Annotated in this window: 23 protein-coding genes; 4 read left to right on the top strand and 19 right to left on the bottom strand. The window is 52.8% G+C overall.

The window, feature by feature from the left end; genetic code table 11:
- Positions 1–13: 13 nt before the first annotated feature.
- Together ETHHA_RS09610 and ETHHA_RS09605 are read right to left on the bottom strand one after the other, a co-directional pair.
- The gene (locus tag ETHHA_RS09610; RefSeq protein WP_013485789.1) at positions 14–223 is read right to left on the bottom strand and encodes a helix-turn-helix domain-containing protein; all 210 of its coding nucleotides are present in this window, start codon (positions 221–223) and stop codon (positions 14–16) included.
- Positions 224–473: 250 nt separating this feature from the next.
- Positions 474–1,880, bottom strand: coding sequence for a relaxase/mobilization nuclease domain-containing protein (locus ETHHA_RS09605; protein WP_013485788.1), 1,407 nt, complete (start codon positions 1,878–1,880; stop codon positions 474–476).
- A gap of 284 nt (positions 1,881–2,164) precedes the next feature.
- Between ETHHA_RS09605 and ETHHA_RS09600 the strand changes: the two genes are divergently transcribed.
- On the top strand, positions 2,165–2,923 hold the full coding sequence (locus ETHHA_RS09600; RefSeq protein WP_013485787.1) for an abortive infection family protein: 759 nt from the start codon (positions 2,165–2,167) through the stop codon (positions 2,921–2,923).
- 166 nt (positions 2,924–3,089) lie between these two features.
- Positions 3,090–4,682 (top strand): hypothetical protein, encoded by a 1,593-nt coding sequence (locus ETHHA_RS09595; protein ID WP_013485786.1) that lies wholly within the window; start codon positions 3,090–3,092, stop codon positions 4,680–4,682.
- A gap of 64 nt (positions 4,683–4,746) precedes the next feature.
- Here the strand turns inward: ETHHA_RS09595 and ETHHA_RS09590 are convergent, their stop codons facing one another.
- The 3 genes from ETHHA_RS09590 to ETHHA_RS09580 form a co-directional block, all read right to left on the bottom strand.
- Positions 4,747–5,037, bottom strand: a complete 291-nt coding sequence (locus ETHHA_RS09590; RefSeq protein WP_013485785.1) for a CD1845 family protein — start codon at positions 5,035–5,037, stop codon at positions 4,747–4,749.
- Positions 5,038–5,165: 128 nt separating this feature from the next.
- A complete protein-coding gene (locus ETHHA_RS09585) occupies positions 5,166–5,504 on the bottom strand; it encodes a plasmid mobilization protein (protein WP_013485784.1) in 339 nt (112 codons plus the stop codon).
- Position 5,505: 1 nt separating this feature from the next.
- The gene (locus ETHHA_RS09580) at positions 5,506–6,270 is read right to left on the bottom strand and encodes a DUF3849 domain-containing protein (RefSeq protein WP_013485783.1); all 765 of its coding nucleotides are present in this window, start codon (positions 6,268–6,270) and stop codon (positions 5,506–5,508) included.
- A 67-nt stretch (positions 6,271–6,337) separates the two neighbouring features.
- Between ETHHA_RS09580 and ETHHA_RS09575 the strand changes: the two genes are divergently transcribed.
- Positions 6,338–6,598 carry a hypothetical protein gene (locus ETHHA_RS09575; RefSeq protein ID WP_013485782.1) on the top strand — a complete coding sequence of 87 codons (261 nt, stop codon included), beginning with the start codon at positions 6,338–6,340 and terminating at the stop codon, positions 6,596–6,598.
- Positions 6,599–6,619: 21 nt separating this feature from the next.
- On the opposite strand, the gene ETHHA_RS16460 is transcribed toward ETHHA_RS09575, so the two are convergent.
- Complete coding sequence (locus ETHHA_RS16460; protein ID WP_479723654.1) at positions 6,620–12,694, bottom strand: DEAD/DEAH box helicase family protein; 6,075 nt, start codon at positions 12,692–12,694, stop codon at positions 6,620–6,622.
- A gap of 185 nt (positions 12,695–12,879) precedes the next feature.
- Positions 12,880–13,233, bottom strand: coding sequence for a TnpV protein (locus ETHHA_RS16125; protein ID WP_242822065.1), 354 nt, complete (start codon positions 13,231–13,233; stop codon positions 12,880–12,882).
- A 22-nt stretch (positions 13,234–13,255) separates the two neighbouring features.
- Between ETHHA_RS16125 and ETHHA_RS16120 the strand changes: the two genes are divergently transcribed.
- Positions 13,256–13,504 (top strand): hypothetical protein, encoded by a 249-nt coding sequence (locus ETHHA_RS16120; RefSeq protein WP_242822064.1) that lies wholly within the window; start codon positions 13,256–13,258, stop codon positions 13,502–13,504.
- A 599-nt stretch (positions 13,505–14,103) separates the two neighbouring features.
- Here the strand turns inward: ETHHA_RS16120 and ETHHA_RS09565 are convergent.
- From ETHHA_RS09565 to ETHHA_RS09510, 12 genes are all read right to left on the bottom strand, one after another.
- Positions 14,104–14,574 (bottom strand): GNAT family N-acetyltransferase, encoded by a 471-nt coding sequence (locus ETHHA_RS09565; RefSeq protein ID WP_013485780.1) that lies wholly within the window; start codon positions 14,572–14,574, stop codon positions 14,104–14,106.
- Positions 14,575–14,653: 79 nt separating this feature from the next.
- Positions 14,654–14,872, bottom strand: coding sequence for a transposon-transfer assisting family protein (locus ETHHA_RS09560; RefSeq protein ID WP_013485779.1), 219 nt, complete (start codon positions 14,870–14,872; stop codon positions 14,654–14,656).
- Position 14,873: 1 nt separating this feature from the next.
- A complete protein-coding gene (locus ETHHA_RS16455; RefSeq protein WP_013485778.1) occupies positions 14,874–17,327 on the bottom strand; it encodes a YodL domain-containing protein in 2,454 nt (817 codons plus the stop codon).
- Between the two features lie 83 nt (positions 17,328–17,410).
- Positions 17,411–17,713, bottom strand: coding sequence for a hypothetical protein (locus tag ETHHA_RS09550; RefSeq protein WP_013485777.1), 303 nt, complete (start codon positions 17,711–17,713; stop codon positions 17,411–17,413).
- A complete protein-coding gene (locus tag ETHHA_RS09545) occupies positions 17,710–19,770 on the bottom strand; it encodes a DNA topoisomerase 3 (RefSeq protein ID WP_013485776.1) in 2,061 nt (686 codons plus the stop codon). The genes ETHHA_RS09550 and ETHHA_RS09545 overlap by 4 nt, the downstream gene beginning before the upstream one ends.
- Positions 19,771–19,926: 156 nt before the next feature.
- Positions 19,927–20,637 carry a DUF4366 domain-containing protein gene (locus tag ETHHA_RS09540; RefSeq protein ID WP_013485774.1) on the bottom strand — a complete coding sequence of 237 codons (711 nt, stop codon included), beginning with the start codon at positions 20,635–20,637 and terminating at the stop codon, positions 19,927–19,929.
- On the bottom strand, positions 20,624–20,869 hold the full coding sequence (locus tag ETHHA_RS09535) for a DUF4315 family protein (RefSeq protein ID WP_013485773.1): 246 nt from the start codon (positions 20,867–20,869) through the stop codon (positions 20,624–20,626). The genes ETHHA_RS09540 and ETHHA_RS09535 overlap by 14 nt, the downstream gene beginning before the upstream one ends.
- A gap of 19 nt (positions 20,870–20,888) precedes the next feature.
- Positions 20,889–22,616: a C40 family peptidase gene (locus tag ETHHA_RS09530; RefSeq protein ID WP_013485772.1), complete on the bottom strand. Its 1,728-nt coding sequence runs from the start codon at positions 22,614–22,616 to the stop codon at positions 20,889–20,891.
- Between the two features lie 75 nt (positions 22,617–22,691).
- The gene (locus ETHHA_RS09525) at positions 22,692–23,234 is read right to left on the bottom strand and encodes an NYN domain-containing protein (RefSeq protein ID WP_013485771.1); all 543 of its coding nucleotides are present in this window, start codon (positions 23,232–23,234) and stop codon (positions 22,692–22,694) included.
- A gap of 84 nt (positions 23,235–23,318) precedes the next feature.
- The gene (locus tag ETHHA_RS09520; protein WP_041686809.1) at positions 23,319–25,742 is read right to left on the bottom strand and encodes a VirB4-like conjugal transfer ATPase, CD1110 family; all 2,424 of its coding nucleotides are present in this window, start codon (positions 25,740–25,742) and stop codon (positions 23,319–23,321) included.
- Positions 25,642–26,100: a PrgI family protein gene (locus ETHHA_RS09515; RefSeq protein ID WP_013485769.1), complete on the bottom strand. Its 459-nt coding sequence runs from the start codon at positions 26,098–26,100 to the stop codon at positions 25,642–25,644. Before ETHHA_RS09515 ends, ETHHA_RS09520 begins: the two co-directional genes overlap by 101 nt.
- Positions 26,101–26,511 (bottom strand): hypothetical protein, encoded by a 411-nt coding sequence (locus ETHHA_RS09510; protein WP_013485768.1) that lies wholly within the window; start codon positions 26,509–26,511, stop codon positions 26,101–26,103.
- Positions 26,512–26,526: the final 15 nt, after the last annotated feature.

The raw sequence follows: 26,526 nt of genomic DNA, 5'->3' as shown, positions 1-26,526 counted from the left end.
GCAACCATATCTTTCAATTATCGATATCTTCAAACTCACAGATATCATCCAGTGTACAATTCAGCGCCTTGCATATCTTTCCGAGAACATCCATTGTGACATTCTCGCCGCGGTTGAGTTTACGGATCGAAAACGAACTGATACCGGCCTGCTCCATTAAGTCTTTTTTCTTCATATCTTTATCAATAAGAAGTTTCCAAAGCCTTTTGTAGCTTGCTTTCATTTTGATACCTCTCTGTCGAAATGGAAATAACACAAATATTGTAGCACTAAATAATGCATAATTCAACATAATATATATCGATCAATATATTTCTATACTCTATTTTCAAACATTCCGGGGGGCTGTTGCAAAATGAATTTGTGATAGCAAATTGCACAAAGTAGCAGCCATAAAATCAAGAAAATGCGCCTTGAAACGGTTTTGAAAGCCCAATCAAGACGCATTTTTTGTGCACTATTTTCCGGCAAAGCTATTTTGCAACAGTCCCTTTTTCTTTCTCCGCCTCGCGACTGTCGGGGCCAAGCAGATGATCGGCGTTTGCTTTCACGGTCAACAGCTCTTTCATTTCGTCGCGGGCCTTGCGATAGTCAGCGTAAGCCGCTTTTTTCTCTGCCAGAAGCGCCGCATATTCGGCCTGTAAGCTCTTGACAGTAGGAAGCTTTTTCACGCCCAGTTCGTCGAATGATTCCTTCGCCGCCTTGTGCAGAAGAATGTCGCTCTCATGCTCCGAAAGGAACTTTTTTGAATACCCCGCCTTGCGGTAGGCAACATAGGTGTCGCGGGTCTTGGCGTAATTGATGATCTGTGTTTTCAAAACGGCGATCTCGGCCATCCGTTTTTCAGCCGCTTTGATTTGTGTGGAAAGCTCATTGTACCGGGCGGTTGCCAAAGCCGTTTTAGCGGCCAGCGCATCGTACCCCAGCAGATTGTGCTCGGTCAGATAGTTCACTGTCTGCGCCATCTGCTTGAGGTTGAACACCTTGGCCCAGCGCTCGTAACCGGCGCCTTTTCCTGCGCGGAGCTTGGCCTGAATATCCACCAGCAGATCGACTTGTTTTTCCGACGTGGGCCGGATGATTTTTTTGCGCGGAGTGTGTGCTTTTTTGCCGGAGAGGACGGCCCGAAGTTCCGCTTCACTGTAGCCGCTGCCCAGCGTATCCAACCGGATAAACCGCTTTTGATTTTTTCCGCGCAGGGCGGGAATTTTCCCCGGTTTGACTTCATATCCGGCATCCCGCAAGAGCTTCAGGAGCGCGTCGAAATCGGCAGGCTTCTGGGCAAGAGATGCGTCTATTGCCACACGCAAAAATTCCCGGTTGGAGGGCTTTGCCTGATCGCCCAGCCACTTGTTGTAGCTCTTGCCGCGCCGCTTCGGATTTTCCACGATAGACAACCCGTTCTCAATACACAGCGTATCATTCAGCCGCCGCACGGCTCTTGTACTGCCCCAAAAGTTTCGGAATTTCCGGGTACAGTCGAGGGATGTGGAATTCCAAATGATATGATTGTGAATGTGGTGTTTGTCAATGTGGGTGCAGACAATGAAAGCATGGTTCCCGTTTGTAAAGCGTTTGGCAAGCTCACCGCCGATCCGGTTTGCTTCCTCCGGCGTGACCTCGCCGGGAATAAAAGACTGCCGGAGATGGTAGGCGATCACATCGTCCGCGCCGCGCGTCCTGCCGGTGAGCGCGGCATACTGCCGTTTGGAAAAAAGGAACTCGGCATCGGCTGTCCGGCTGTCGCATTCAAAGCCAGTAATAAGCCTTCCGTAATCCGTTTTCTTCGGGTTTTCTGCGTAATCAATAATATCGCTGATTGCCGTTCCGACATCCCGGCCCTTGCCGGTATGCAGCGGCATCAGCCGCGTCGTTGCCATAAACATTCCCCCCATAAAATGAAAAGAAAGCTATGAAGCTTCTCAAACTGTTTTTCAAGCAAAACATGTGGATGACTTACAAATTGCGATTTAATTTGCTATAATATATGTAATAATTTGCCGAATAAAAATGAGTAACCATTGGGATTGAGGCTTTGTAGATAATAGCATTATGCGAAGTCGCCATAGACAATATTTGTTTATGGCGAACAAACCTGTTACAGCAATAATACATATTCCGACAAGCAGGGATTTGTTGAGATAAATATATATGGGGTGAAAACATGGGACAGTATGACTTCACTTATGAAGTTCCTGACAACTTTCATGAGAAATTGGTGCGATTCTTACAACAAAATAGAAGCAGTGATATAGCACAGGTACTTCGGCATTGCAAAATTGAGTATGAAGATAAGGGGCTGGCATATTATGCAGGATTAAAGGGCGATAATTGGGATAAAAAGGCTTTGGATTTTACTTTTGAAGGATCGCAAAGTAATATTGATTTTTTAAAGCCAAAGGACCAAGTATTGAAAGACGCGATACAAAAACTACTAAGACCGAGTACAACAGGATATCTTATAAGAAATATAGACTATATTATTTCTGATGATGATTTTGAAATAATCCTTCCGGAAGAACATGGTGAATCGTTTGAAATATTATCAAGAGATATTTATGAGGCACTTAGTAGAAATGAACCGACTTTGGTACTTGATAGGTTACACACATACTCAACTAAATTCTTCAGAACTATTTGTTTGAAGCATGGAATTCCTGTTTCTGATAATACCGGGGAAAATTACCCGATTCATAGCTTGGTTGGGGCACTTGCAAAGTACTATAAAGAGAATAAAGTGTTTGAGTCTGAGTTTGCCAATCAGGCTTTGAAAATGAGTATATCTACATTTGAAAAATATAATACAATCAGGAACGACAAGAGCTACGCTCATGATAACGAGGTGTTGGATAAAGCTGAAGCTGAATATGTAGTTACAATAGTTACGGCAACTCTTACTCTCATACATAAACTCGAAATGTAATAACTTTACAATAACATCAGTGTCCTGAGTTCGTAGTTTGTTTATGACGGACCAACCGATTGTAGCAATAACACGCAGCTTGATAAACAGAAATTTGTGGTATTATGGCTTTGGCTTTAAGTGTTCTGTCATTTTTGAGTAGCCAACTTGGGGGAAAAGAGGAAAAATGGATATCCGTGAAATCGAAAACGTCATTGATAATTTACATAAGAGGCACCCTGCTTTTTCCGGAACGAAAGAACAGGTGACATATGAATTGTTGTCTGCTTTTGAAGACCTGTGCTCTCTCTCGGTAATGAGCAGCATGTTGAATCCATTGGCTCTAAGAAAGATAACAGATCATATGGATGCGTTAAACCAGGCATTGTATTGGGTTGAGAAAAGTGACTTACCCACTGCAACCGTGCAAATTGCTACCGACATTTCTGAAGAGAGATACAATCAGTGTGTTTCTCTACTTACTAATTATGCGTATCCGTACTCAGTGATATGTAGTGGCTATATTTCATTTTCAAGGAAACGGTTATTAGCCAAAGTTGATGACAACACAGTTACTTTTGATTTTCCGGCGGATCACAATAATTCTGCGTGGAGCGATATTCTCAGAGAAGCAAGCCAGTCTACACTCGGCAGTTTCATGGATTGTATTAATCCGGTAAAGATAGCAAAGGCTAATGCAGAATTACAAAAAAGAGTTCGCATTGAGGACGGATGCCTGTGTTACGAATTAACAAACGAAATAATAGATCCATTTCTTGAAATTGCAAACGATCAATGGAATTCTTCAAAAACCTTGCCCGACTCATGGAAGTTTGACCTGTTTACACTAGATGACTACCGGCAAGCATGGACATGTATCGCAGCACTTTGTTACATACATTTTCTCAGCTGCATTACAATAAAAGACCCGTTAATCAGATTGCGAAATAGCACAATAATTCTGACAATAAGCAAGATAGTAGACTATATTGTATCGATAAGCGGATTGAAAAAAGAATCGGTCGAGAGTATTGTGAAATACATTACTTTTGAACCGTCCAAGCGTAATGTAGATATCATGTATCAGCCGATAACCGTGCTTAGTAATGAATTAACAATCATCGCCCCTATGTTATTTCTTGGCTCCCGCCCGGAACGGAATCTACTTGCAGTTGTAAGTTCAAGAAGCGATTCGGAGCACTCAAAAGAGGTAAATGATTTAGAAGATTTGATGGTACAGGAAATAGAGGCTGCTATCCCTCGTGCAACTACTCTAAAACTCACAAAGCACAAAAACCTTGGTGGGCGCTTGCCTGATGTGGATTTTGGACTGTTGGATGCAGCCTCAAACGCTGCTTTGCTATGTGAACTTAAGTGGTTTGCTGCCGCGGATTCCTCAAAGGAGGTATATGCTCGAGAAGATGAGGTTACTCACGGCTGTAAACAATCTGAATCAATTATGACGTATGCCATGAGTGATCGGAAACGGTTTATTAAGCAAGTGTTTGACGTTGACGATGGTGACAAAATTGATTTATTTTGTTGTGTGGTTGCAAGGCATAATATTAGGACCCAGCATAAATACATCCCTGTAATTGACTTGAAAAAGCTGAAGGAATTATTTTCGAGCAAACCAATTAGCAGTGTGTTCCATGCTATCCGTAACCACGAATACGAGGAATCCCTGCCCGAGGATGCATCAATAACATACCAAGTCATAAAGTATGGGGATTTTACGTTCAAAATACCTGCGATTTGTTTCGAGTCAATGCCACTATAAAATGAAGCTGGTACACTGTTTGTACTTCGCAAAATGTTTATACTTAGATACTTAAGTGATCTTTTCAGCCGTAAACCCGATCCTGAATTGCGTACCGCAAATCCTGTATCTTGCCGATCAGCCACGCCGCCGCCATCGGGATTCCGAACGGACTGACGAGGAACGCCATCACCAGCAGGATGATCCCGTTTGTAACCTGATGGGTAATCAGCGCCAGCACACCGAAGATGCCGAGGACCGTTCCCGCGAGGCCGAATACCCACGCCGAGCAGTACAGTAGAGCGGAGCAGATCCAGACGAAAACGGTCAGGACCACGATGACCGGAGCGACGAGTATTTTCAGTATCAGCCTCATAAAATCGGCCCCCTTTACAATTTCTACTACAACTATAACGCCTATGCCGTTTTATGCAAGGATGCGGCAAAAAAATGGCGGGGAGGCTTACACAGTGTAAACCGCCCCACTTTTCGGAACATACGCCCCTATTTTAATTTTACAAGTACGGAAAGAATATCGTTAGCCGCCTGCCACAGCCGTTCCTGATTTTGGACGATATCCTCCAAATCTGCGTCGTAAACGCGCCCTGTTTCATTCACCCGTTTGGTGAGCTGGTTAAGGTTGTTACTCGACCGGCGCAGGAGGGAAACCATCTCCTTCAGCTCCGGCAGTTCCAGCCTGATGACATACCCGTCGATGGAGATTTTACGGAGATACGCCGCCATGTTTTTCGTACCGAGCTGCGCCATCTTCTGTTCGATCATTTCGCGCTCCTGCGGGGTGACGCGGAACTTGAGCTGGATTTGCCGGTTGCGATTCGCCATGTTACAGCTCCATTTCTTTGCCCTTGGATGAGGCAGGCGACTTTGGCTCGGCCTGTGTTTTTTGCAGCTTTTTTCGCACGGACGGCTTGCGCTGGCGAAGAGGTTGGTCGCGGTTTTCATCCTTTTGGATGAACGCGAAAATTCCTTTCCGATCCTTGAGTGCGGAAAAGGACAGAGATTTGAATGGCAGCAGCGCGAACAGCCGGTCCTGGTCTTTGGTGGAAGCACGGATCAGAAAATCCGGCGAAATCTGCGCCATGAAATGCGTGCCGCTGGGGCTGTTCGGTTCACGCTCAGATTGCAGACGCCGGAGCAGCCGCGCGGCCTCCGACTGAATGTCCTCTTTGGTCAGAGGCTGGGTCAGCAGATATTCGCGCCGCGCCTGATTGATGAAAAGGTCTACCAGACCGGGATGCGCTCTATCTACGATAAATTCGAGGTTTCGATTATCCCCAAAGCCGTTCTCATCGTCAAAGACAGGAATCGTCCGCGCCCAATCCTTATTTTTGCGGTCAATGCGCCCATCCCAATCTTTCTCGCGGACAGTGTTCGCAAGCACATAGAGAGTGCGGTCAAATCCGAACTCGGCAATGACCTGTTTTGCGGTGTCGCTGCCGAGACAATTATTGCGGTAGTTGTCCCGTATGGCGTCATCGATGGCATCCCGGCAGGCAATGTTCGCCTTGTGGGATGCACGGTATTGTTCCAGCTCATTATTTTCCCGCGTGTAAGCGGCGGGATATTTGTAGACAGGTATCGTATTCATTTTTTATCCTCCTGATTTTTTTGACCTGATTTATGGTATAATTTGCGACATAAATGGGGGCGCGCGAATGGCATACAGTGAACAGATGTGGCAGGATACGAAAAAGAAATGCCGACTGAACAGCGAGAATATTGAGCTTGCCAAACACCTCGGCCTGAACCCGAGCAGCCTTGTAAAAAACATCCCCAATAAAAGTGAACCGTGGAAAGCGCCGGTCAGCGTCTGGCTGCATGAGATAGATGAAAAACGCCGGAAGAAAACCGAGCAAAAGCAGAAACGCAGGGCAAAAGCCGTAGCCGCCCAAAATGACGGCTCCGACACAAAATAAATCTATGCCGGAGCCTTTTCTTTATCGGGCCAATTCATGTTTCGGTTTTTTACCCGTCCCGCAGATACAGGGCTTCTTCAGGCTCTCCAGTAAGGAGGGCCTTTCGTTTTTCTCCAGAACCTCCGATGTCTGCCTCTGAGCGAGGGCGCGGCTATCGATGTCCAGCAGGACGTTCAGCTCCGCGAGGCGGGCGCTCTTTTGCGCAAGCTCCGCTTCCTGCGGGAATGGCTTTCCGATCTCGGCCTTTGCCGCATCCATCTGCGAATGAAGATTATCAAGCTGGGCGTGGACATTCTGCAACCGCCTCGGCATATCGGAAAGGGCATTGTCAATACGAATGAGATTGCCGCGCGCGTCCTTGCCCAGCGCGACGCGGTGAGTCATTTGCCCTTTGAGGGTGAGGATGAAATCCTGTCCGAACCCCTCCACGGACAGTGACATGGTAAAGCCCCGGTAACTGCCGATCTCCATCGGTTCCAGCCCCTTGACTTCTTTGCAGGCTTCGAGAATAGCGGCTCCGGCGTTGTCCTTGTCTGTGAGAGAATCGCTGCGCACCACCATTCCGGCAAAGCCGTCCTTCGGGTGCGGGTGCGCTTCCAGCGTTGCCATATCCGTTTCCAGACCCTTGATGAAACCTTTATTCCGCTCAATTTCCTCCGGGAAGTATTTGAGCAGATTATCTTCCAGCCGGAATTGCTGGCTCTGGTGGTTGGCTTTCATCAGTTTCAGCTTGGCCACGTCCATATCGAGGTCCATCTTCTCCTTGATCCGCTCGTCCCCGGCGCACAGGGCCTTGATTTCCGCATAAGAGAGCGCCGTTTCATCGATGTCCTCACAGGAGCGGACGGGGCTTTTGCTGGTCATGATCTGCGAAATGAATTTCTGCTTATTCTCTACGGTTTGCCACAAATAGCTGTCAAATGTCCCTTCGGTGACGTAACGGAAAATGTGTCCTTCGGGGTTGGTATTGTACTGCCGGATGATACGCCCGGACCGCTGCTCCAAATCACCGGGACGCCACGGGCAGTCCAAATCGTGAGAGGCGATCAAAAGGTCCTGTACGTTCATCCCGGCCCCCATCTTGGCGGTGCTGCCCATCAGGACGCGCACCTGTCCGGCGCGCACCTTGGCGAACAGTTCCTTTTTCTTTACTTCGGTGTCGGCGTCGTGGATGAACGCTATCTCACCGGCGGGGACGCCCCGCGCGATGAGCTTGTCGCGGATGTCCGAGTAGACGCTGAACGCTTCCGGCGCGTCGGCCTCCGGTGTGGCGTCCTGCAAAGCGTGAAGCTCCGTGTCGCCCGCGAGTTTCCCAGCGGCCCGAACCGCCCGGTTTTCCTTGGCGGCGGCGCGGCCTTTCGGGGTGGAAATATCACAGAAAATGAGCTGTGTCAGCTTTTTGTCTTGCCCGTCGTGCCAGAAACGGAAAACGTTGTTGACGCATAGATTGACCTTGCTGTTGGGATTGTCGGGCAGCATGGGGTTGATGACGCGCTGATCGAGGCCGAGCTTGCGCCCGTCCGACGTAATCTTGAGCATGTTGTCCAAATGCGGGTCGATGTCGCCGGAATGGACGGCGGCGGCGCGCTCCGAGAGCTTTTTTACCATTTCTTTCTGAAGCTCCGAGGGCTGCGCGACTTCGTTGTGATATACGGCTTTTGGTGTTGGAAGATTGAGCTGGTCGGCTGTCTTGATGTCCGCCGCTTCCTTGAACAGCGTCATCAGTTCCGGCAGATTGTAGAACCGGGCAAAGCGCGTCCGCGCCCGGTAGCCGGTCCCCTCCGGGGCCAGTTCGATGGCCGTTACGGTTTCCCCGAACGTCGAGGCCCAGCAGTCGAAATGAACGAGATTCCTATCTTTCAGGGTTTCGTACTGGAGATAGCGCATCATCGTATACAATTCCGTCATACTGTTGGAAACCGGCGTTCCGGTGGCGAACACGACGCCCCGGCTGTGCGTGATCTCATCGAGATACCGGCATTTCAGAAACATGTCGCTGGACTTCTGTGCATCGGTGGTGGAGAGGCCCGCCACGTTGCGCATTTTCGTGTAGAGAAACAGGTTTTTGTAATTGTGCGCCTCGTCCACGAACAGGCGGTCCACGCCTAACTGCTCAAAGGTAACGACATCATCCTTGCGGGAGTTGTCGTTGAGCCGCTTCAGCCGGGCCTCAAGGCCCTTTTTCGTGCGCTCCAACTGCTTGATGGTAAACTGTTCCGCACCACTGCCTTTGAGTTCTTCCAGCCCGTTTTCAATTTCCCATATCTGCTCCTGAATAAGCCTTTTTTGGCGTTCCAGAGAGACAGGGATTTTTTCAAACTGCGAATGCCCCATGATGATCGCGTCGTAGTCGCCGGTGGCGATCCGGGCGCAGAACTTTTTGCGGTTGCGTTTTTCAAAATCCTTTTTGGTGGTGACGAGGATATTCGCGGAAGGATACAGCCGCAGAAATTCGGAGGCCCACTGCTCCGTCAGGTGGTTCGGAACGGCGAACAGGGATTTTTGGCACAGCCCCAGCCGCTTGCCCTCCATTGCGGCGGCGATCATTTCGTAGGTTTTGCCCGCGCCCACGACGTGTGCCAGCAGGGTGTTGCCGCCGTAAAGCTGGTGCGCCACGGCGTTTAATTGATGCTCCCGCAGCTTGATTTCAGGATTCATGCCGGGGAATACAAGATGCCGACCGTCGTATTCACGCGGGCGGCTGGAATTGAACAGCTCGTTGTATTTTTTCGTCAGGGTCTGACGCCGTTCCGGGTCTTTCCAGATCCAGTCGCGGAAAGCGTCCTTGATGGCCTGCTGCTTCTGCTGGGCGAGGGTGGTTTCCTTGGAATTGAGGACGCGGCGCTCCTTGCCGTCCGGGTCGGTCACGGTGTCGTAAATCCGCGTGTCCCGTAGATTTAGGCTGTCCTCCAGAATCCGGTAGGCGTTGGCCCGGTCGGTGCCGTAAGTGACGTAAGCCGCCACGTTGTTGTAGCCGACGCTGTTTTTATTGGATATAGCCCATTCCGCTGTAAATGTGGAGTAGTTTACCTGGATGCCGTTGCGCACACCGGACGGCGGGTTGAGCAGCTCAACCATGAACTGCTGGATGTACCCTTTGTCGATCCAGGTCGCGCCGAGGCGCACCTCGATTTCCGAGGCGTCAAGATCCTTCGGCTGGGCGGCCTCCAGTGCCTCAATGTTTGGAGATATTTTCTCCGCGAGGTCGGGCCGCATTTCCGCGAGAGCCTTGGCCAGCCGCAGCTTGCGGCGCACGTTGCCGGACAGGTATTCATCGGCGGTGACAAACGGAATTTTCTCCAGATTATAAAATGCTTTCGGAACGCTTGCCGGGTCCTGTTCGCCCAAATCTCGGAAAATGACGCCACGCAGCTCGTCGGCCAGCGCCTCCGGCGACTTGCCGGTGAGGGATGCCATGTAGTCCATGTCTACCAGCGCCTTTTCCGCGATGGAGAGCGAGAGAGCTTCTGATGCCGTATCCACGGAAGTGACGATTTTCCGCTGACGGATGGTGCGCTTGGTAAACATATCGGCCTTGCGTTCCAGCTTGCCGTCCTCGTCGATCACTTCCAAAGAACAGAGCAGATAATACGAGGAATCCTCCGAGAACGCGAGACTGTTGCCGCGAGAGTTAATCAGGCCGTATTTTGTGGAAAAAGTGTCGTAGAGCCGATTCAATTCCGCTTGCGTGTTTCGGATTTCCGCGTCGGAAGCGTATTCGTCGAGTTGCTGGCTGATGAGCTTCTGCACACAGTCCCGCAGTTCCACCATGCCCATGACGCGGGCCTTGGCTGTTTCGTTCAGTTCCGGCCGCACCATGCGGGAATTCTCCCGATAGTACACCTTGCCGTCCACAACGGTATAGGAGTAGTTTTTTACGTTGGGGTCTGCCGGGATGGAATCGTCGATTTCCTCGTTCTCACCGAGATCGGGCAGTTCCGCTTCAGCCATCTGCCCCTGAAGGTGGGAAACCGCCTCGTGGAGCTGTTCGGAGAGATTGGCGTCGGGGAACGGCTCGCAGGCCGTTTCCTTTTTGTCGCCGTGCATCTTATCGTCCCATTGGATGGTTCCCAGTACCATTTCGGGATGATCGGCAAAATAGCTGTTGACGGGGATTCCGTCCTCAGTCTGGCCCAAATGCACCCAATCCGGCTCAATGTCGATGGGGCGGTCGCGCTTTTGGAGAAAAAGGATGTCGGTGGTGACTTCCGTTCCGGCGTTGGCCTTGAAAGCGTCGCTGGGCAGACGAATCGCGCCGAGTAAATCCGCACGCTGGGCAATGTACCGCCGCACCTCCGGCGACTGTTTATCCATCGTGTAGCGGCTGGTGACAAATGCGATCACGCCGCCCGGACGCACCTGATCGAGCGTTTTGGCGAAAAAGTAATCATGGATCGGGAAACCGAGCTTGTTATAGGCCCGGTCGGAAACCTTGTAGCTGCCGAACGGCACGTTGCCCACGGCCAAATCGAAAAAGTCTTTCCGGTCGGTGGTTTCAAAGCCCGCCACGATGATCTTGGCGTTGGGATAGAGCTGTTTGGCGATCCGGCCCGTGATGCTGTCCAGCTCCACGCCGTAGAGCCGGGACGCCGCCATGCTTTCCGGCAGCAGGCCGAAAAAGTTGCCGACGCCGCAGGCCGGTTCCAGAATGTTTCCGGTCTGGAAGCCCATGTTGCCGACAGCTTCATAGATAGCCCGAATCACCGTGGGGCTGGTGTAGTGGGCGTTCAGGGTGGAGGCCCGCGCCATTTCGTATTCCTCGGCGGTCAGCGCGCCGATCAGCTCCGCATATTCCTTTGACCATGAGGCGTTATTCGGGTCAAACGCCTGCGGGATGCCGCCCCAGCCGACATACCGGGAGAGGATTTCCTGTTCCTCCGGCGTCGCCGTGCGGCCCTCGGCCTCAATCTGTTTCAAGGTGCAGATGGCCGCGATATTAAAGCCGTACTTGGTTTTTGCGCCGCCCTCGCCCAAATGATCATCCGTGATGCGGAAGTTTTCGGCGGTGGACTGCTCTGATGTAAACAAAGAGGCGTCGCGTTCGTCCCGCCGGATGCCGTTTTCAAAGGCGTCGCGGCTGACAACCTCATGGCTCCATGAATTGGGGCCGGTGTCGATGCGCACATCCTTATCCCCGACGTATCCCACGGTGCCGGACAGCTCCTGCCCGCCGTAATCCAGCACCGAGTGATCGCCAACCTCATAGGATGGCTTGCCCTCCAGATTTGCAGGCTTCCGCAGAACCGGCTCATGGGAAAAGCCGTCCTGCTCATGCTGGTACAAAGCGCGGAGGATAGGAGAGATTTCTTCCCACCGGGCGCTCCGTTTGCTGTTGTATTTGTCGTGAATATCAACCTCGAAACCCGTGGTGGTGGCAAAGAAATCCGCCGTTTCGCCGGTGGTCAGTTCCATCGTATCGGAAGTACCGGCGTAGGTTTCGGAAAGGCGCTGGGCTACGCGGGTATTGCCCTCGTTTTCGCGGAAATATCCCGCGATATGTTCCTTGTCCCGCTGTTCCAGCAGGCCGGAGGTCAGGGCTTCCCGCAGATCGGCGTCCGTGTGCTCCAAGTCCGCAGCCAGAAATTCCGTGATGGGACCGTTCCGGGAATCCTGCCGCAGCAAACTTTCAAAGTCCTCCCGGCTTTCGGCGCGAAAGATGGGATAGGCAAGTGCAGGGTCGCGGAGCTGGATGTCGGAAGTACCGATGTCGGTGATCTCAAAGGGCTTATTGTCCAGATATACCGTGTCGCCCACCTTGTAAGGATATAAAATTGCGGCGCTGTCGGGAATCGTCCGCTGGGTATCATCCCTTTGCGCGCCGGAAAGCGTCAAGACCACATTATGGAAAGTGATACCGTTCTCGATGGTATCGCCGGTGCGGGTGATCGGTTGGCCACTCAGATCGGGCGGAGCGGGCTGTTCTTCCTGCGTGTAAAACCGATTTTCCCGGATGAGCTGGGCGATTCGCCGCTGCACTTTCGACCAAGGCAGATCCGTCGATGTGTGTCCCACGGTTACGGGAAACGCCGGAAGATTGTCACCGTACTCGGTACGCAGAAAAGCCGCCGTGTCCTTGTCTCGGGCATGTTCCCGCATGTAACGGATAACGGCGCGTTTACTTTCAATACTGCCGTTCCACTCCTGAAGGGCGGTGTCAATGTCGGCTTGGGCCGTATTGCGCTTTTCCGGCTTTTGCGGCGCGGGCACAGAAAAAGCGGAGGGCTTTTCGCTCTCCGCTTCGTTGATTCGCTGTATTTGTTCCTGCTCCGACGGGAAGAAACTTAGCTGTAGATAAGCTCCGTCAGAATCGTTTCCTCGGCCTGCGCTTTCAGGTCGTTCATGAGTCCCACCCAGCGCATCGGGTCGGACGCTTTCAAGTTTTCCGTCATGCCCGTCGATTTCATCAGTTCCGGCATCATGTGTTCCAGCCGCGCCATCGCCGTCCGCTCGATCTCCAACAGGTGCGGGTATAGTTGCTCCGACAGCAGCAGGCTGTTGTACAGCACCGGCCGGTGCTCTTTCAGGTAATTTTTCCGCATCCTCCCGTATTTGCCGATGCTCTCCGTCTGCTCCGTAATCGTCAGATCGGGAATCAGATAATCCCCGTTCCGGCTGTAAGTCAGGTTGTTCTCCATGTGTGGCGCTCCTTTCCGCGAGATGTTCGCGTTCCTGATTTTTGACGGTGACTTCGATCTGCCGCAGCACCCGTTCGCTTGCCTCACTGACCGCCGAGCCGAGGGCGGCGACGGTATCGGGCGTGTTGAAATCGAAGATGCTCAGAAAATCCTCATGCTCAAAGTATTCGTCGGGTTCCAGTCCGCAGCGGGACAAAACCGCATAGGTGATGCTGACGGCTGCGGCGCTTCGGAACTGCGTTCCGATGTTGAACTCATCATATTCCTCTAAAAAGCTGCCGTCAACGGTGTGGAGAATATCATACTGATGCTCCTGCCAATATTCGTTTGCCAACTGTCCGGCGATCTGCTCCAACTGATCGGAAAGCCCCTTTTCGCCGGAAATCTCATACTCCCGTTCCAGCGCCGCCGTAACCGCGTCTTCATGCTCCGGCCGGTACTGCCAAAGATAAGGGCGGCGGGAATTTTCCCTGCCGCCCGTGTCGGAAATGTCAAAGACATACCGGATTCCCGGCCTGTCTCCGGAAGCGTCGATGAGCGCAATTCCCTTGCTGCCGCGCCGGACATACCGCCGCATTTTATCGTTCCAAAGCTCATACCCGGCGCAGGCAGTCGCGTCGGGGCGCTGGGCGTAGATCATGAGTTGCTCGTGATACGGATATTTGTAGAGCCGGGCGGCGGTTTTCAGAAAATCCGTCCAGCTTTCATGACTGGCGGTGATCTGCGTCGCCGCGTGGTCTGCCATTTGTGCCAGAGCCTGCACATTACTCGGCATATTGAAAATCCTCCTTCCAGTGTTTTGGACAAAAAAAGAACAGCCCGAAGGCTGCTCTCATGATAGATAAAAATTATTTCAATTAATAATAGGATTCAACATCTGAACTTTTCCATTTGATAGTGTCCCTCGTCGTCAAGCTCTTTTTTACCGCCTTTGAAGTTATATCCCATCTTAATATAGAATTCACAGGCGGTAATGGAAGCGGGTATCTCAATACGGCTCGCTCTGAGAAAATATTCGTCAGACTCCAAAGCTTGAATAATGCTGCTTCCAATACCTTTATGCTGATATTCGGGTAAAACAAAAATTGTAAGCAAAATACTCTCGGTTTTGCTACCCCAATAGCCGGATATTGAACCTGTACCAACAACTCTGTTGCTGTCACAGGCAACATACATATGAGCGGAGGAAGCTAAAACACTTATTTTTTCTGCGTTATAGCTTTCTGCCAGTCTTTCCATTTCATCAGCAGAATAATCTCTTATATTGACTTCTTTAAAATTTCTGCAAACCAGATTTGAGATTTCTTCCGCATCATCATCATTAAATCGTCTGATGTACATATGTGGTTCACCTCCACTTTTTGTTTGTCTATCAGTATATCGCACATTCAGGGAAATGTCACCACATGGAGCAAAGCTGTTATTCAACTTCCTCATCAAAATCCGGTAACAGGTTGAGCGCGGTATATTCCCCATTGCTCATGTTCCGGAGTTTTTCCAGCGCGGAATCCGTTAGGGCCAGAAGCTCCGTTTCCTCCGCGCCGAGATAGCTGCGCATCTGCGTCAGCTCCGCGATAAGGCCATCCCGCGTCCCGGTGTTGTAAATGCACATCAGGTTGATTTCATCGTTTGTAAACATATCACCGCTCCATTTCCACGCCTCTGTCGGGCGCTGTTTTTTTGTGTTCCCGGCTGACCGGCTGATTTCTGAGCCGTTCCACGACGGATTTTTTCTTTTCATCATGCTCCCGCCGCTCCGCCTCGGCAAGCTCCAGAAGGGAGATCGGCTGGCCGGTTTTGGCTTGCTGCTCCAACTCCGCGACGGTGGGATTTTTTCCGTTGTCGATAATACCGTCGATCATGTCGTAATCGTCCTCCATTGCCATTTCCGCGCTTTTCAGGTAGTTTTCCGGTTTCAGAAAGGCCGGGATTTCCTTGAAACCGAAGCTGTCCACGTAATGACAGGATACAACGCCGTTCTGCTTTAAGGCAATGATGTCGCTGACGGACAGGCTCGGCCTGTGATAATCGGCGGGATGATCGTTGTTGAATCTGTCCCACAATGCTCCCAGCCTGTCATCCGTGCTGCCCTGATCCGTGAGCGGCGCGGTATAGGCAAGATCATAATTGCCGTGATCCACGGAAACGCCTTTGGATTCCAGCCAACTGAGCGGTTCAAATCGGATGTCCCGCAACTCGTCGCCGTCCTTCACCTGATAAATGGCGAAAGCGTCCTGAGAAGCTTTCAAAAAAGCGGCTTCCCGCTGCTCCTGATGCTTCATCCGGTCCTCTATGGCTGCGGAAAATTCCCGACTTTCTTCCCATTCCTCGTGGCTGACGGCGAACAGGCCACTGTGGGCCTGAATCTCATCCGGGTCGAATGCCATGCTTGCGCCGCCGTCCTCAATCATGTAAACGGTGAGGTCCTGCTCAAAAAGCTCCAGTGCCCGGTCTTTGGAGAGGGGCAGCAGATCGCCGTCCAGATACCCGCAGGCTTCCAGATCCACCATGGTCAGCTCCGAATCCGGCATGGGGTATTCGTCAAGTGCCTGTTCCGGCGCATCCGGCAGCATGTCCGCCGCTTTCGGTTGGTCGGGGGCTGTCTGCGCTTCTGGTGCGGCGTTCTGATGATCACCCATGTTTATATGATTTTTACGGATATATTTCTGTACATCCTGTTCACGCACGGCGGCGATATCCCGGAGAATGTCAAGCGGTACCTTTTCCGAGGCCGCAGGGGTCAGGTGTTCAAGGGCAAGCGCCTGTTCGTATGCGGTCGGAATGGAACTGACGCCTTCTTCTGCAAACCCGTTTGCAGTTTCCCGCAGATTTTCCTTATCGTAAAGGGTATAGCCGTATCCGTTCTCGTTTTCCTTCAAATAAAGGTAGGCGGCATTGTCCAGCAGATACATCGCCTCGGTTTCTCTCGGCGGGTAGATTTTTTCAATTTCGTCCAGCCGCCGCAGAAGTTCATCCGGGGACGCCGCGCCCTCAACTTTGGCGGCGTTCCGAATGGCGTCGCGGGTGTCTTTTCCGTAACCGCTTTTTAAATCTTCCACAATGGCCGGGACTTCTTCCTCGATGGAATTCAAAGGAAACGGCGGCTCCATCACGGAGGCCGTGTACTGATATACGTCCCCGGCAAACTGCTCCAGAACGGGACCATACTCTTTTAAGACCTCGCGGAAGTTCCGGTCAATGTCGGTGATGAGGCCGGAAGCGGTTTTATTGATCGTTTCCAAAGAGGCCCGCAGCTCCGGCAATTCCTTGTCACGGCTCCATGAAGCAATATAGCCGAAGCTGTTTTCGCCGGTCTGAATGCCGTAATACTGGCAGACGGCATAAGAAACGCTCTCGGCCTCTACTTCTTCGGTATTCCGGTCTTTTGGTTTGGGCGGCTCGGCGGTTTCGTCGCCTTGCGCGGCGGCAAGGCGGGCCTGCTCATAGTTGTGCAGCGTGGCGTGGGTGATTTCGTGGACGGCAGCGGAAACGGTCTGGACCTCGCTCATGTCGGAACGGATGGCGATACGCTGGTCTTTTTCGCTGAAATAGCCGTCCGTGTTCGGCTCCATCGCCTCAAAAGCAAGCGGAACGGGGGACGAACGCCGCAGCGCCTCCATGAAAATTTCATACTGCTTCACATTTCCCGTAAGATCGTTTGCCAATGTCGGCAGAGGATTCCCCTCGGTCTGCGACACGTCAAAAACGGAAACCACCTTGTACATGGGGATTTTGATTTCCTTTTCCTCCATGATGATCTCGCCGTCCGCGTCCAGCACGGGAGCCTTGGTATCGGGGTCGAGCTTTTCTTCCTCGATTTTCTTTTTGAACGGCGTGGGCGCGATGATTTTGATGCCTTTTTCGCCCCGCATGACGTTCCGGGTGAACTGATCGCGCCATTTGTTGAACCCGGCCACAAGGGTGGCGTCCGGCTTCTGCATGTAAATCAGCATGGTGTTGTTGACGGAGTAGCGGTGAAACCGCGACATGGTACGGAGGTACTGCGCGTACCGGTCGCTCTGGAACAGGTCTTTGATACCCTGTTCGATGCTGTCGGTGATCTCTTTCAATCGTTCCTTATTCTTTTCGGCCATAGTGTGCTCCTTTCGCAGATCATAGAATTGAAAAAAGCGCGCCCCCGCACAGGCCGGGATAAACCTATGCGGGAGCGCGCTCATTATTTGTTTTCGGAGCGTATGCTCCTGCTGGGAGGGCGTATTCTGGCTGCTTTGGCTCGTAAACTGTCGGCTTCGCGCCGCCGGTCGCTGTACGGTTCCCGAACGGAAACACAGCGTTTGGGGACAAGATAGCTAACAGCCCCGCGATGCTCCGGGCGCTCCGGCTTCACCTTGTCGGGGTATTTCTTCGAGAGCCGTTTGAGCTTTTGGATGAGCTTTTTATTGTACGTATAAACGCTGGCCGTCGCTTCTTCCTCGTTATAGCAGATAATCGTCTCCCGCTCGTATTTGGTAAGTTTCATGATCCGCCACGCTTTTTCGTCCCCGAATCAAATTCCAGCTTAAAATTGACGCGCCCCCCGGTGTCCTCCAAAATCACCGTGGCGTCGTAAGTTTTGCCGGTCTTTTCGGAATAACATCCGGTGAGCCTTACGCGCCCATCCTTTAGGAACGCTGCGGCGACAGCTTTCGTCAGGACCTTTTTCTTGGCGGCGAAAAACCGGTTGTCCTTCCAAAGCCCGAAGCGGCAACCGTCGTTTTCGCAAAAGAATCCCTTTTTGCTCTCGGTCACGCTGCCGCCGCAGCGGGGGCATTTGCCGACTGCCTCACGCCCGGAGGGGAACAGCACCTCCGCGCCCTTGACCGGCGTATAGGTTTTTATAAGCTCCCGGAGCATGGATGAAATCCCGTTCATAAAAGCGTCCGGTTCCAGTTTTCCGTGCTCCACCTGCTTGAGCCGGTTTTCCCATTCGGCGGTCAGCAGCGGGGATTGAAGCTGCTCCGGCAGAACGGTGACGAGCGACACGCCGACCTGAGACGGGATGAGGTTGACGGTTTTCTTGGCCTTTTTCCGTTCCACAAATCCGGTAGTAACGAGCTTTTCCAAAATGGCCGCGCGGGTGGCGGGGGTGCCCAAACCTTTTCTTTCCGCATCATCCGGCATATCCTTCGCGCCCGCCGTCTCCATCGCGGAAAGCAAGGTATCTTCCGTATAATGCTTGGGCGGCGAGGTTTTTCCCTCCTTGACGGAAACAGAGGCAACAGCGATGTCCTGACCCTCTGCCAGTTCCGGCAGTGGTTTGTCGGCCTGTTCCTGAAAACAGGATTTCCAGCCGGGAACGAGAACCGTTTTGCCCTTGGCGGCAAATCCATACCCGGTGCAGTCCAGCGTGACGGCGGTTTCGGCGTATTGGTGCGGACTGCCGACCGCGCAGAGAAGCTGCCGTGAAACGAGCCGCAGAATTTCACGCTCCCCGGCAGGCAGCGCGGAAACATCCGCTTTGCCCGCGCCGGACGTGGGAACGACGGCGTGATGGTCGCTGACCTTCGCGCTGTCGCAGACCTGACCGGCGTTGAGGCTTTCGGGAACGTCCGTACCGCAGATTGCGGCGGCGACGGAAGCAAACGCCGGAACGGAGGCTTTCATGTCGTTCGTCAGAAACCGGCTGTCGGTGCGGGGGTAGGTGCAGAGCTTTTTTTCATAGAGCGATTGCAGATAGTCCAGCGTCTGCTGGGCCGTGTAGCCGAGCAGTCGGTTGGCGTCGCGCTGGAGAGTAGTCAAATCGTAGAGCGCGGGCGGCTTCTCAGATTTTTCTTTCCGCTCCACGGCCCTGACGGTGGCCGTTTTCCCTTTGCAGGCGGCGGCAACAGCCTCGGCCTCCGACTTTGTTTTCAGCTTGTCGCCGATGGCGGTAAAGGTGCCGCAGTCGAGGCTGACCGTATAGAATGGCTCCGGCTGAAACGCGGAAATCTCCGCTTCCCGCTGCACAAGGAGCGCCAGAGTCGGAGACATGACGCGCCCGACATTCAGAGTTCGGTGGTAGAGGGCCGAAAACAGGCGCGTCGCGTTGATGCCCACCAGCCAGTCGGCTTTGGAGCGGCAGAGAGCGGACTGATGCAGCCCGTCATAGTCCCGCCCCGGTTTCAGATCGGCAAAGCCCTGTCGGATGGCTTCATCCTCCATTGAGGAAATCCAGAGCCGTTTCATCGGTTTGGAGCAGCCTGCCATATCGTACACGGTGCGGAAGATCAGTTCGCCCTCGCGTCCAGCATCGCAGGCGTTGATGACTTCATCCACATCGTCGCGGCGCATCAGGGTGCGGAGAATAGCAAACTGCTTTTGTTTGTCCCCGCTTACGGTAAACCGCCAGTTCTCCGGCAGAATGGGCAAATCCTCGCGCCGCCACTTGGCGTATTTTTCATCGTAGGCGTCGGCGCTTGCCAGCTCCGCCAGATGGCCGAGGCACCATGAAACGAGGTAGCCGTTACCCTCCAGAAACCCGTCGCCGCGCTGCTTCGCGCCGATTACGGCGGCGATGCTTTGGGCAACCGAGGGCTTTTCACTGATTACAAACCGCATTTTCATTCCCCTTTCGTTTCGGCGTGATGATAAGGCCTCGGTAACAGTCATGGGATTGTTCGGGACGGCCTTTCGGCGGGGCGGGAGGCCGTTCCTCCCGCCTGTACTGCGGTTTTTGCACCATCATCCGCTCAAAAGGGCTGTCGGTGAAAAAGGTCATTCGTCCTCACGCTCCGTTTCATCGTCGGAAGCTTCCGGTTCATCTTTTTGCTCGGTTTCTTCGTCAGGTAAATCCGGTTCATCCTCTGGCTTGGATTCCTCATCCCCATCATCGGCGTAATCGTAATCGTCCGGGTCGGGTCTATTCTTATCTTTTTTACCCGGCTTGCGGAATTTGAAGAACCACACCGCCACACCGATGAGAATGGCTGAGAGTACGGCGATTGCCGCAATTCTGGCGCTGCTGTTCTGCTTTTCCGGTCGGGAAGCGGATGAAGCCGTGGGCGTGGATGTGGTCTGCGCGGGGGGTGTTTCCGGTGTAGAAACGGTCTTGGACGGGGAAGAACCGGAAACGTCCTCGTTGTCGCTCTTTGCAAGCGCAAGCAGATCCTTGTCCGTAACGGCGTCAAGAAAATAGACGTTTTCGGCATCTTTCTGACGGTCGATAATCAGGTAAAAGACGTGCTTGCTCGGCGTGGTGATCGTGAAAAACTCCTTGCCGTCCTCGTTTGTCACATTGTCGATCACGGTTCCGGCCCCATCCGGCGTCAGAGGCTTCATGGACGCCTCCGACGATGCCGTGCCGCTCTGCGCGGAACCGGTGCTGCTCGTCGTCGGAGTCGCTGCGAGGGCGTTGACGGAAAAGGCCGCCGTGCAGGACACGGCGGCCATCAGGCAAACCAGTATGCGGATTTTAGATTTCTTCATGATTTTCCTCCTGCTTATTCTGATCGGATACGGGCCGATTTTCGCGGGACGCTTTCATGAGCGCGGAGAGTTCCTCCGCTGTCATGCCCATGCCCCGCACAAGGCCGACAATATCGAGATTTTCCAGTTCCCGGCGCTGCTTTTCCAGCTCCTTCTGCCGGGTTTGCAGCGCGGAGATTTTCGCCGCGTTCTTTTCATACTCGGCGTCAATTTTCTTGAATTTCGGGTTCACGGTTGATTCCTCCAATCTGTTATGGATTCGGTAATCTGCCGAACGTGTAAAAATGGCTCTGCCAATAACTTGTTTCGATATTCGAGTAGCCGATGGGGTCCCCCGCCGCGAGCATCATACCGTTTCCGACGTAGATGCCCACATGGGATATGCCGTCGGTATCGTAGGTGTGTTCAAAGAAAACAAGGTCGCCGGGTTTTGCATCGACGGGAGAAACCGGAGTGCAGATGTCGCAGAGGCCCTGCGCCCCCAGCCGTCCCACGTTCCACCCGCTGTGATTGATCACCCACGACACGTAGCCGGAGCAGTCGAACGAGGTTTTCGGGCTGCTGCCGCCCCAAACGTAAGGATAGCCGATGTATTTCCGTGCCTCCGTCATCATGGCGGCGAACCGCGCGTCTGTCATTTCCTCTGGGGGAATGTCATACTCCGTGGGCTTTTTGACGGTGGAGGCGTTCGGATAGGCCGACGTGGGGAAAAGGTCGGGCCGGTTGCCGAGGGTGGACATGTACATCGAGTACACGCCAACCTGATCTTCGTTCATGATGGAGATGGGTATATGGGACAAATCCTCGTTGTGCAGCTTCACGTTGCAGATGGTGTAGGTATAGGGGACCTGCCGGGTTTCGGTGTGAGTCGTGCCGTCCGGGTCCGTCACGGTATCCGTTTCCGTTCGGTAGCGGGTTTCCGTCTCCACGGTCTGCGTCAGTTGGTATTCTTTTGAGAACAGGGTGGAAAGCATGTCCCGGACTTCATCCAGCGTCCATTCACCGCCGTGCCACGCCGTCAGAATGGAGATCAGTACATAGGGGTCGTGACCGATTTTGTCGAGCGTATAGTGATATTCGTCGTACCCGCCGTGCCTCTGCTTGTAACGGTTGATTTCGTTCTGAAGGTCCGCTTCCTTTTGGGCGTAAGCGGCTTCCGCGCCGAGCATGGCGTCGTCCGTGGAAGGATATGTGGACACGGCAACGCCGGACAGCGCCCCTTCCAGCAGAACCGAGCTGGAGGACAGGACGTTCAGAAGCAGGACCAGCACCAGAAAAACGCCCGCAACAATCAGAAAACCGTTCCGATGCCGCCCGACAAAAGCCGCCGCCCGTCTGCTCTCCCGCGCCGCCGTTTTTCCCGCTTTGACAGTGTTTTCGGCAGTTTTCCCGGCGGAACCTGTAAACTGTCCGGTTCGTTTCGCGGCGGCATACTGTTTTTTGACGGCCCGCTTCTGCCGCCAGTGGGCAAAAGGATTTCCGGAGGGCTGCGGATTGTCCCGTACGGCCTTTTTCTGCAAATAGCCGAGATTGGCGCGGTCAAGCCGTTTTTCCGCTTTTGCCGATTTTCGGTAGGGTTTCAGCTTGTGGGAACGGTGGGCGCTGCGCATCAGACACCCGCCCGTTTCAGTAGCTTCCTCGCTCTTATGCGCAGCCTCTACACCTACGTTTTCGTCCTCGGACTGCCGGATTTCCCGATGAAACTGCATCAGAACGGCGTTTCCGGGCGCGTCCCGGACGGCGTGGGTGAGCTTGGACGGCTTCTTCTTGTCCACCTCCTCAAATTTCAGGCGCGTCGTGACCTTGCCGGTGGCCGGGTCAACGGCGGGCTGCCGTCTTAAAGCGGTCCTTTTCGGGACTTTGGCCTGTGCGCGGTCAGCTTTTACCGCCGCTTTCTGCTCTCTGCGGACAGATTTTTTCAATACAGGGTCGGCACGTTCTTCGTCCGTAAATTGCAGACGGGGCGCTCGTTTTTCCATCACAGTCACCTCCTTTTGGGCATGAAAAAACCCGCCACAATGTGCGGGTTCATATCACCAAATTGAACGATATATTTACCGAGTGATTTCTGCTATGTAGTTATTCAGGCTGATAAATTTTGATGCCATATTTTTAAGAGTTTCGGACGCATTATCCCAAAATACCAGTGTAAACTTCATTCCTTCTTCTACGATGGCTTCCGCAACTGGAACATGGTCTGCATCTCCGGCAACAAGTATAATGTTATCATCATGACCAATAACAGATTTGTATAGGTCTTTTAATACCTCTTTATCAAATCCAGTGTCTACGCGTTTTTCCTTGTTTTTTACATTTCGTTCAGGGTGATACACTTCGAATCCGAACCGACGTGCCGCATTCCATAAACTATCATTGTCAGTTGGCTTTGAGCCATATAGGACGGCACGTTTTAATGAATTTTCGTCACCCTCGCAAGAAATATTTAGGAGTTTCCCGAAATCATACCCCCACGGCATGTCACAAATTTTGTTCTCATGTGCATCGAATATATTTGCTACCATGCCTTTTTTAACTGCTGAGTAATATTTACCTTCGATCCAAACGTTAGAGTTATCAACGTATACAAATTTCCCCATTAACGAACTGCCTCCTTATATGCCTTTTTTGTAATTATACCATATTAAGCCATATTAAAATAGGACATCGTGGTAATTCTCGTTTCATGATCGTTCTATTATTTGCTCCTTAGTTACTTCCTGCGGCTTGGTGGTCATGACGCGGTACAGCTCCGTGCTTTTCGGGAAATGGTCCACGAAAGGCAAAATGACGTTTCCGTAGAACAGCAGCCCTTCGCCCTCGCCGGAATGGGTGACGTAGGAAAGCTGGTGCGGCGAAATGCCGAGCTGCTTGGCGAGAATCTGGCGGTCGCCGGACGCCTGATTGAGCATATAGATGTAATCCGAGTTTTCAAAGATGTTCTCGATCTCGCGTGAGGAAAGAAGGTCCTTGATGTTCTGCGTAATTCCGGTCGGGATGCCGCCCCACTTGCGGAACCGCTTCCAGATTTCCACGGAATAAGCGGCGGTCTGTTCTTCTTTTAAGAGCAGATGGAACTCGTCGATATAGTAGCGGGTGGATTTGCCCACGGCCCGGTTGACGGTGACGCGGTTCCAGACTTGATCCTGCACGATGAGCATCCCGATTTTTTTGAGCTGCTTGCCAAGCTCCCGGATGTCGTAGCTGATGACGCGGTTTCTCACGTTCACGGTGGTGCGGTGGTTGAACACGTTGAGGGAGCCGGTGACGTAGATTTCAAGGGCCGTGGCGACGTACTGCGCTTCCTTTTCGTCCTGTCGCCGCAGCTCGTTGTACAAATCCTCCAGAACCGGCATGCTCTCCGGGCGCGGATCACTGAGGTAATTTCGGTACACCAGCCTCACGCAGCGGTCGATGACCGTCTTTTCCACAGGCTGCAATCCCTCCTTGCCGCCGACGATCAGTTCGCAGAGCGACAGAATGAAATCGGACTTGAGCGAAAGCGGATTTTCTTCCTCGGAGTAGTTGAGGTTGATGTCCATCGGATTGATATAATCGGTGGACGCGGGCGATATTTTGATGATCTGCCCGTGCAGCCGTTCGATCAGCGGGCCGTATTCGGCCTCCGGGTCGCAGACAATGATGTCGTCGTTCGTAACGAGGAACACGTTGACGATTTCGCGCTTGGCGGCGAAGGATTTGCCCGCGCCCGGTGTGCCGAGGATCAGGCCGTTCGGGTTTTTCAGGAGCTTCCGATCCACCATGATGAGGTTGTTGGACAAAGCGTTCAGCCCGCAGTACAGCGCCTCGCGCCCAGTCTGGAACAACTCCTGCGTGGTAAAGGGGATAAAAATGGCGGTGCTCGACGTGGTCAGGCCCCGCTGGATTTCCACCTGATTCAATCCAAGTGGCAGACTGCTCATCAGACCTTCTTCCTGCCGGAAGTCGAGACGGGTCAGCGCGCAGTTGTATTTTTGCGCGAGGGAGCTCGCCTGAAACACATTGTTGTCGAGCCGCTGCCTATTCTCGGCCACGTTGAGGACGAGAAAGGTCACAAGAAACATGCGCTCGTTGCGGGACTGTAAATCCTGCAAAAGTTTCTTGGCTTCCTCGCCGTAGGTGGCGAGGTCGGAGGGGATGATGTCCATGTCGTACCCGGAACGGATGGCCTTTTTCTGTTCCTGAATCTTCATGGAATCGAGGTCCGTAATTTTTCGTTTCACCGTCTTGATGGCGCTCACCTGGTCGATGGACTGGATGTGCATGGTGACGATGAGGCTGGATTCCATGTCGAGAAAATCGGCCAGCATCCGGTCGTTCAGCTCCGGCGCGAGGATTTGGAGAAAACTGACCGCGCCTACTTGACGTCCCATGCTGAACATGCTGCCGCTTTTGAACTCAAACGAGCTGGGGGCGATGAAATCCTTGACGGACAGGCCGGAAGGGGCCAGCCAGTCCCACGAAAAGCGGAACGGCTCCGGCGCGTCCATGCGGAGGATGTCGTGCAGCAGCCGCAGACGGTCCGCGCCGTTCAGGGAAGTGGCTGTTACACCGAGGTGTTTGAAATTGTTGAGAATGTCGATCTCGATACGCTCCAGCCGGGGCTTGGCCGCTTTCAGGCTGTCCGCTTCGATGCCGAAGGTCAGGTACTTGGTTTTGATGAGGCCGTTGTTGCCTTTTGCAAGCTGGTTTCGGAGCATTTCCGTGTACTCCGAGCGCAGGCTGTCAAAATCGTCGCCCTGCGGCGGGATAGTGACGCTTTTCGCAAAGCTGTCCCGCGTCGCGGAAAGGTTCAGAAACGAGAGCTGAAATTTAATGGAGCTGTCGAAATAGTTGAGGAAATCGCACCAACCCTCAAAAATAGCGGTCTTATCCTCGTTCTGGTTGAGCTGATAGTTGATGTCCTGAAACTGAACGGTTTTCGTGTAATAGCTGTCGGTCACGCGGCAGATTCCGTCTGGGAACATCCGCTGAAACGGAATGCTGTCCTGCGCCGACTGTTTTTTCTTATCGGTCTGCTGGGCCTTTGCGACGGCGGCTTCGATCTGACGCCTCTCGGCGTGGGACAATGACCGCCTCGCAGCCGGTTTTTGCTTTTTTACCGACAATCCGACGCACCTCCTTGTCTAACTGACTTTGCCGCGCGAGCACGGCATAATAATTGTTGGTCTGATACGGTCGCTGTTTTGGCCGGAGGAAAAGCACCCGAAAGATATTGCGGACGATCTTTTCCATCGGCAGGCCGTTTTTCTCATAGACGGCCGTCAGGAAAAACGGCAGCATGACGAGCACCATGCAAAGGGAAGCGGCTCCGGCGCTGAAACCCGCAGGTCCTTTGAGCAAAAAGAAAAGCGGTACGCCGACAAGCGCGCCGCCGCTGAAACATACAAGCTGCCGTTTTGTTAAATTGAACAGGACCTTCGTTTTCACTGCGGTCAGGTCCTTGGGGACGGGAACATAGGCCATTTATCGCGCCTCCTTCGCTGGCGCGGATTTTTCACGCGGTTCAGGTGTAAGGCCGGGTGCTTTTCGGAGTTGTTCCAGCACGGACGGCTTTTCTTTCCGTTCGTAATCCCGGAGCGCGTCCTGCTTGTCAAACACCTCGTCGAGCGCGAAGCTGAAATCGCTCAGATCTTCCGTGCGTTCCAGCCATTTGTCCGCGACGACCTGTAAAGGGTTTTCAAACAGAAGAAGATAGTCGATTTCCTCCGGTTCAAAGCCGTGGCTTTCGGTCAGATAGTAATGAGCGTCCCTGATCGCGGTGATCTCGCGGGAACCGTCGATCAGCTTTGCCTTATCGCTGGATTCCCACGTTTTCCGAAAATCCTCAAGATTGGCGTCCAGTCGGTCAAGAAGTTCCTGTAATTTGTCCTGCATTGAAATATCACCTCC

This window comes from Ethanoligenens harbinense YUAN-3, from assembly GCF_000178115.2.
GTDB classification, from domain to species: Bacteria; Bacillota; Clostridia; order Oscillospirales; family Ethanoligenentaceae; genus Ethanoligenens; species Ethanoligenens harbinense.
Note: the sequence above shows the minus strand (reverse complement) of the source record. Positions and strands in the feature narration are given on the sequence as shown.

What these genes read in the sequence shown, in the direction of transcription:
- ETHHA_RS09580 (WP_013485783.1), bottom strand. Translation starts at nt 6,270, where the DNA reads ATGAATACGATACCTGTCTACAAATATCCCGCCGCTTACACGCGGGAA.
- ETHHA_RS16455 (WP_013485778.1), bottom strand. Translation starts at nt 17,327, where the DNA reads ATGGCCGAAAAGAATAAGGAACGATTGAAAGAGATCACCGACAGCATC.
- ETHHA_RS16120 (WP_242822064.1), top strand. Translation starts at nt 13,256, where the DNA reads ATGTTCGCGTTCCTGATTTTTGACGGTGACTTCGATCTGCCGCAGCAC.
- ETHHA_RS09530 (WP_013485772.1), bottom strand. Translation starts at nt 22,616, where the DNA reads ATGGAAAAACGAGCGCCCCGTCTGCAATTTACGGACGAAGAACGTGCC.
- ETHHA_RS09575 (WP_013485782.1), top strand. Translation starts at nt 6,338, where the DNA reads ATGGCATACAGTGAACAGATGTGGCAGGATACGAAAAAGAAATGCCGA.
- ETHHA_RS09510 (WP_013485768.1), bottom strand. Translation starts at nt 26,511, where the DNA reads ATGCAGGACAAATTACAGGAACTTCTTGACCGACTGGACGCCAATCTT.
- ETHHA_RS16460 (WP_479723654.1), bottom strand. Translation starts at nt 12,694, where the DNA reads ATGCGGGAACATGCCCGAGACAAGGACACGGCGGCTTTTCTGCGTACC.
- ETHHA_RS09560 (WP_013485779.1), bottom strand. Translation starts at nt 14,872, where the DNA reads ATGTTTACAAACGATGAAATCAACCTGATGTGCATTTACAACACCGGG.
- ETHHA_RS09540 (WP_013485774.1), bottom strand. Translation starts at nt 20,637, where the DNA reads ATGAAGAAATCTAAAATCCGCATACTGGTTTGCCTGATGGCCGCCGTG.
- ETHHA_RS16125 (WP_242822065.1), bottom strand. Translation starts at nt 13,233, where the DNA reads ATGGAGAACAACCTGACTTACAGCCGGAACGGGGATTATCTGATTCCC.
- ETHHA_RS09550 (WP_013485777.1), bottom strand. Translation starts at nt 17,713, where the DNA reads ATGAAACTTACCAAATACGAGCGGGAGACGATTATCTGCTATAACGAG.
- ETHHA_RS09545 (WP_013485776.1), bottom strand. Translation starts at nt 19,770, where the DNA reads ATGCGGTTTGTAATCAGTGAAAAGCCCTCGGTTGCCCAAAGCATCGCC.
- ETHHA_RS09605 (WP_013485788.1), bottom strand. Translation starts at nt 1,880, where the DNA reads ATGGCAACGACGCGGCTGATGCCGCTGCATACCGGCAAGGGCCGGGAT.
- ETHHA_RS09590 (WP_013485785.1), bottom strand. Translation starts at nt 5,037, where the DNA reads ATGAGGCTGATACTGAAAATACTCGTCGCTCCGGTCATCGTGGTCCTG.
- ETHHA_RS09525 (WP_013485771.1), bottom strand. Translation starts at nt 23,234, where the DNA reads ATGGGGAAATTTGTATACGTTGATAACTCTAACGTTTGGATCGAAGGT.
- ETHHA_RS09600 (WP_013485787.1), top strand. Translation starts at nt 2,165, where the DNA reads ATGGGACAGTATGACTTCACTTATGAAGTTCCTGACAACTTTCATGAG.
- ETHHA_RS09585 (WP_013485784.1), bottom strand. Translation starts at nt 5,504, where the DNA reads ATGGCGAATCGCAACCGGCAAATCCAGCTCAAGTTCCGCGTCACCCCG.
- ETHHA_RS09515 (WP_013485769.1), bottom strand. Translation starts at nt 26,100, where the DNA reads ATGGCCTATGTTCCCGTCCCCAAGGACCTGACCGCAGTGAAAACGAAG.
- ETHHA_RS09595 (WP_013485786.1), top strand. Translation starts at nt 3,090, where the DNA reads ATGGATATCCGTGAAATCGAAAACGTCATTGATAATTTACATAAGAGG.
- ETHHA_RS09610 (WP_013485789.1), bottom strand. Translation starts at nt 223, where the DNA reads ATGAAAGCAAGCTACAAAAGGCTTTGGAAACTTCTTATTGATAAAGAT.
- ETHHA_RS09565 (WP_013485780.1), bottom strand. Translation starts at nt 14,574, where the DNA reads ATGTACATCAGACGATTTAATGATGATGATGCGGAAGAAATCTCAAAT.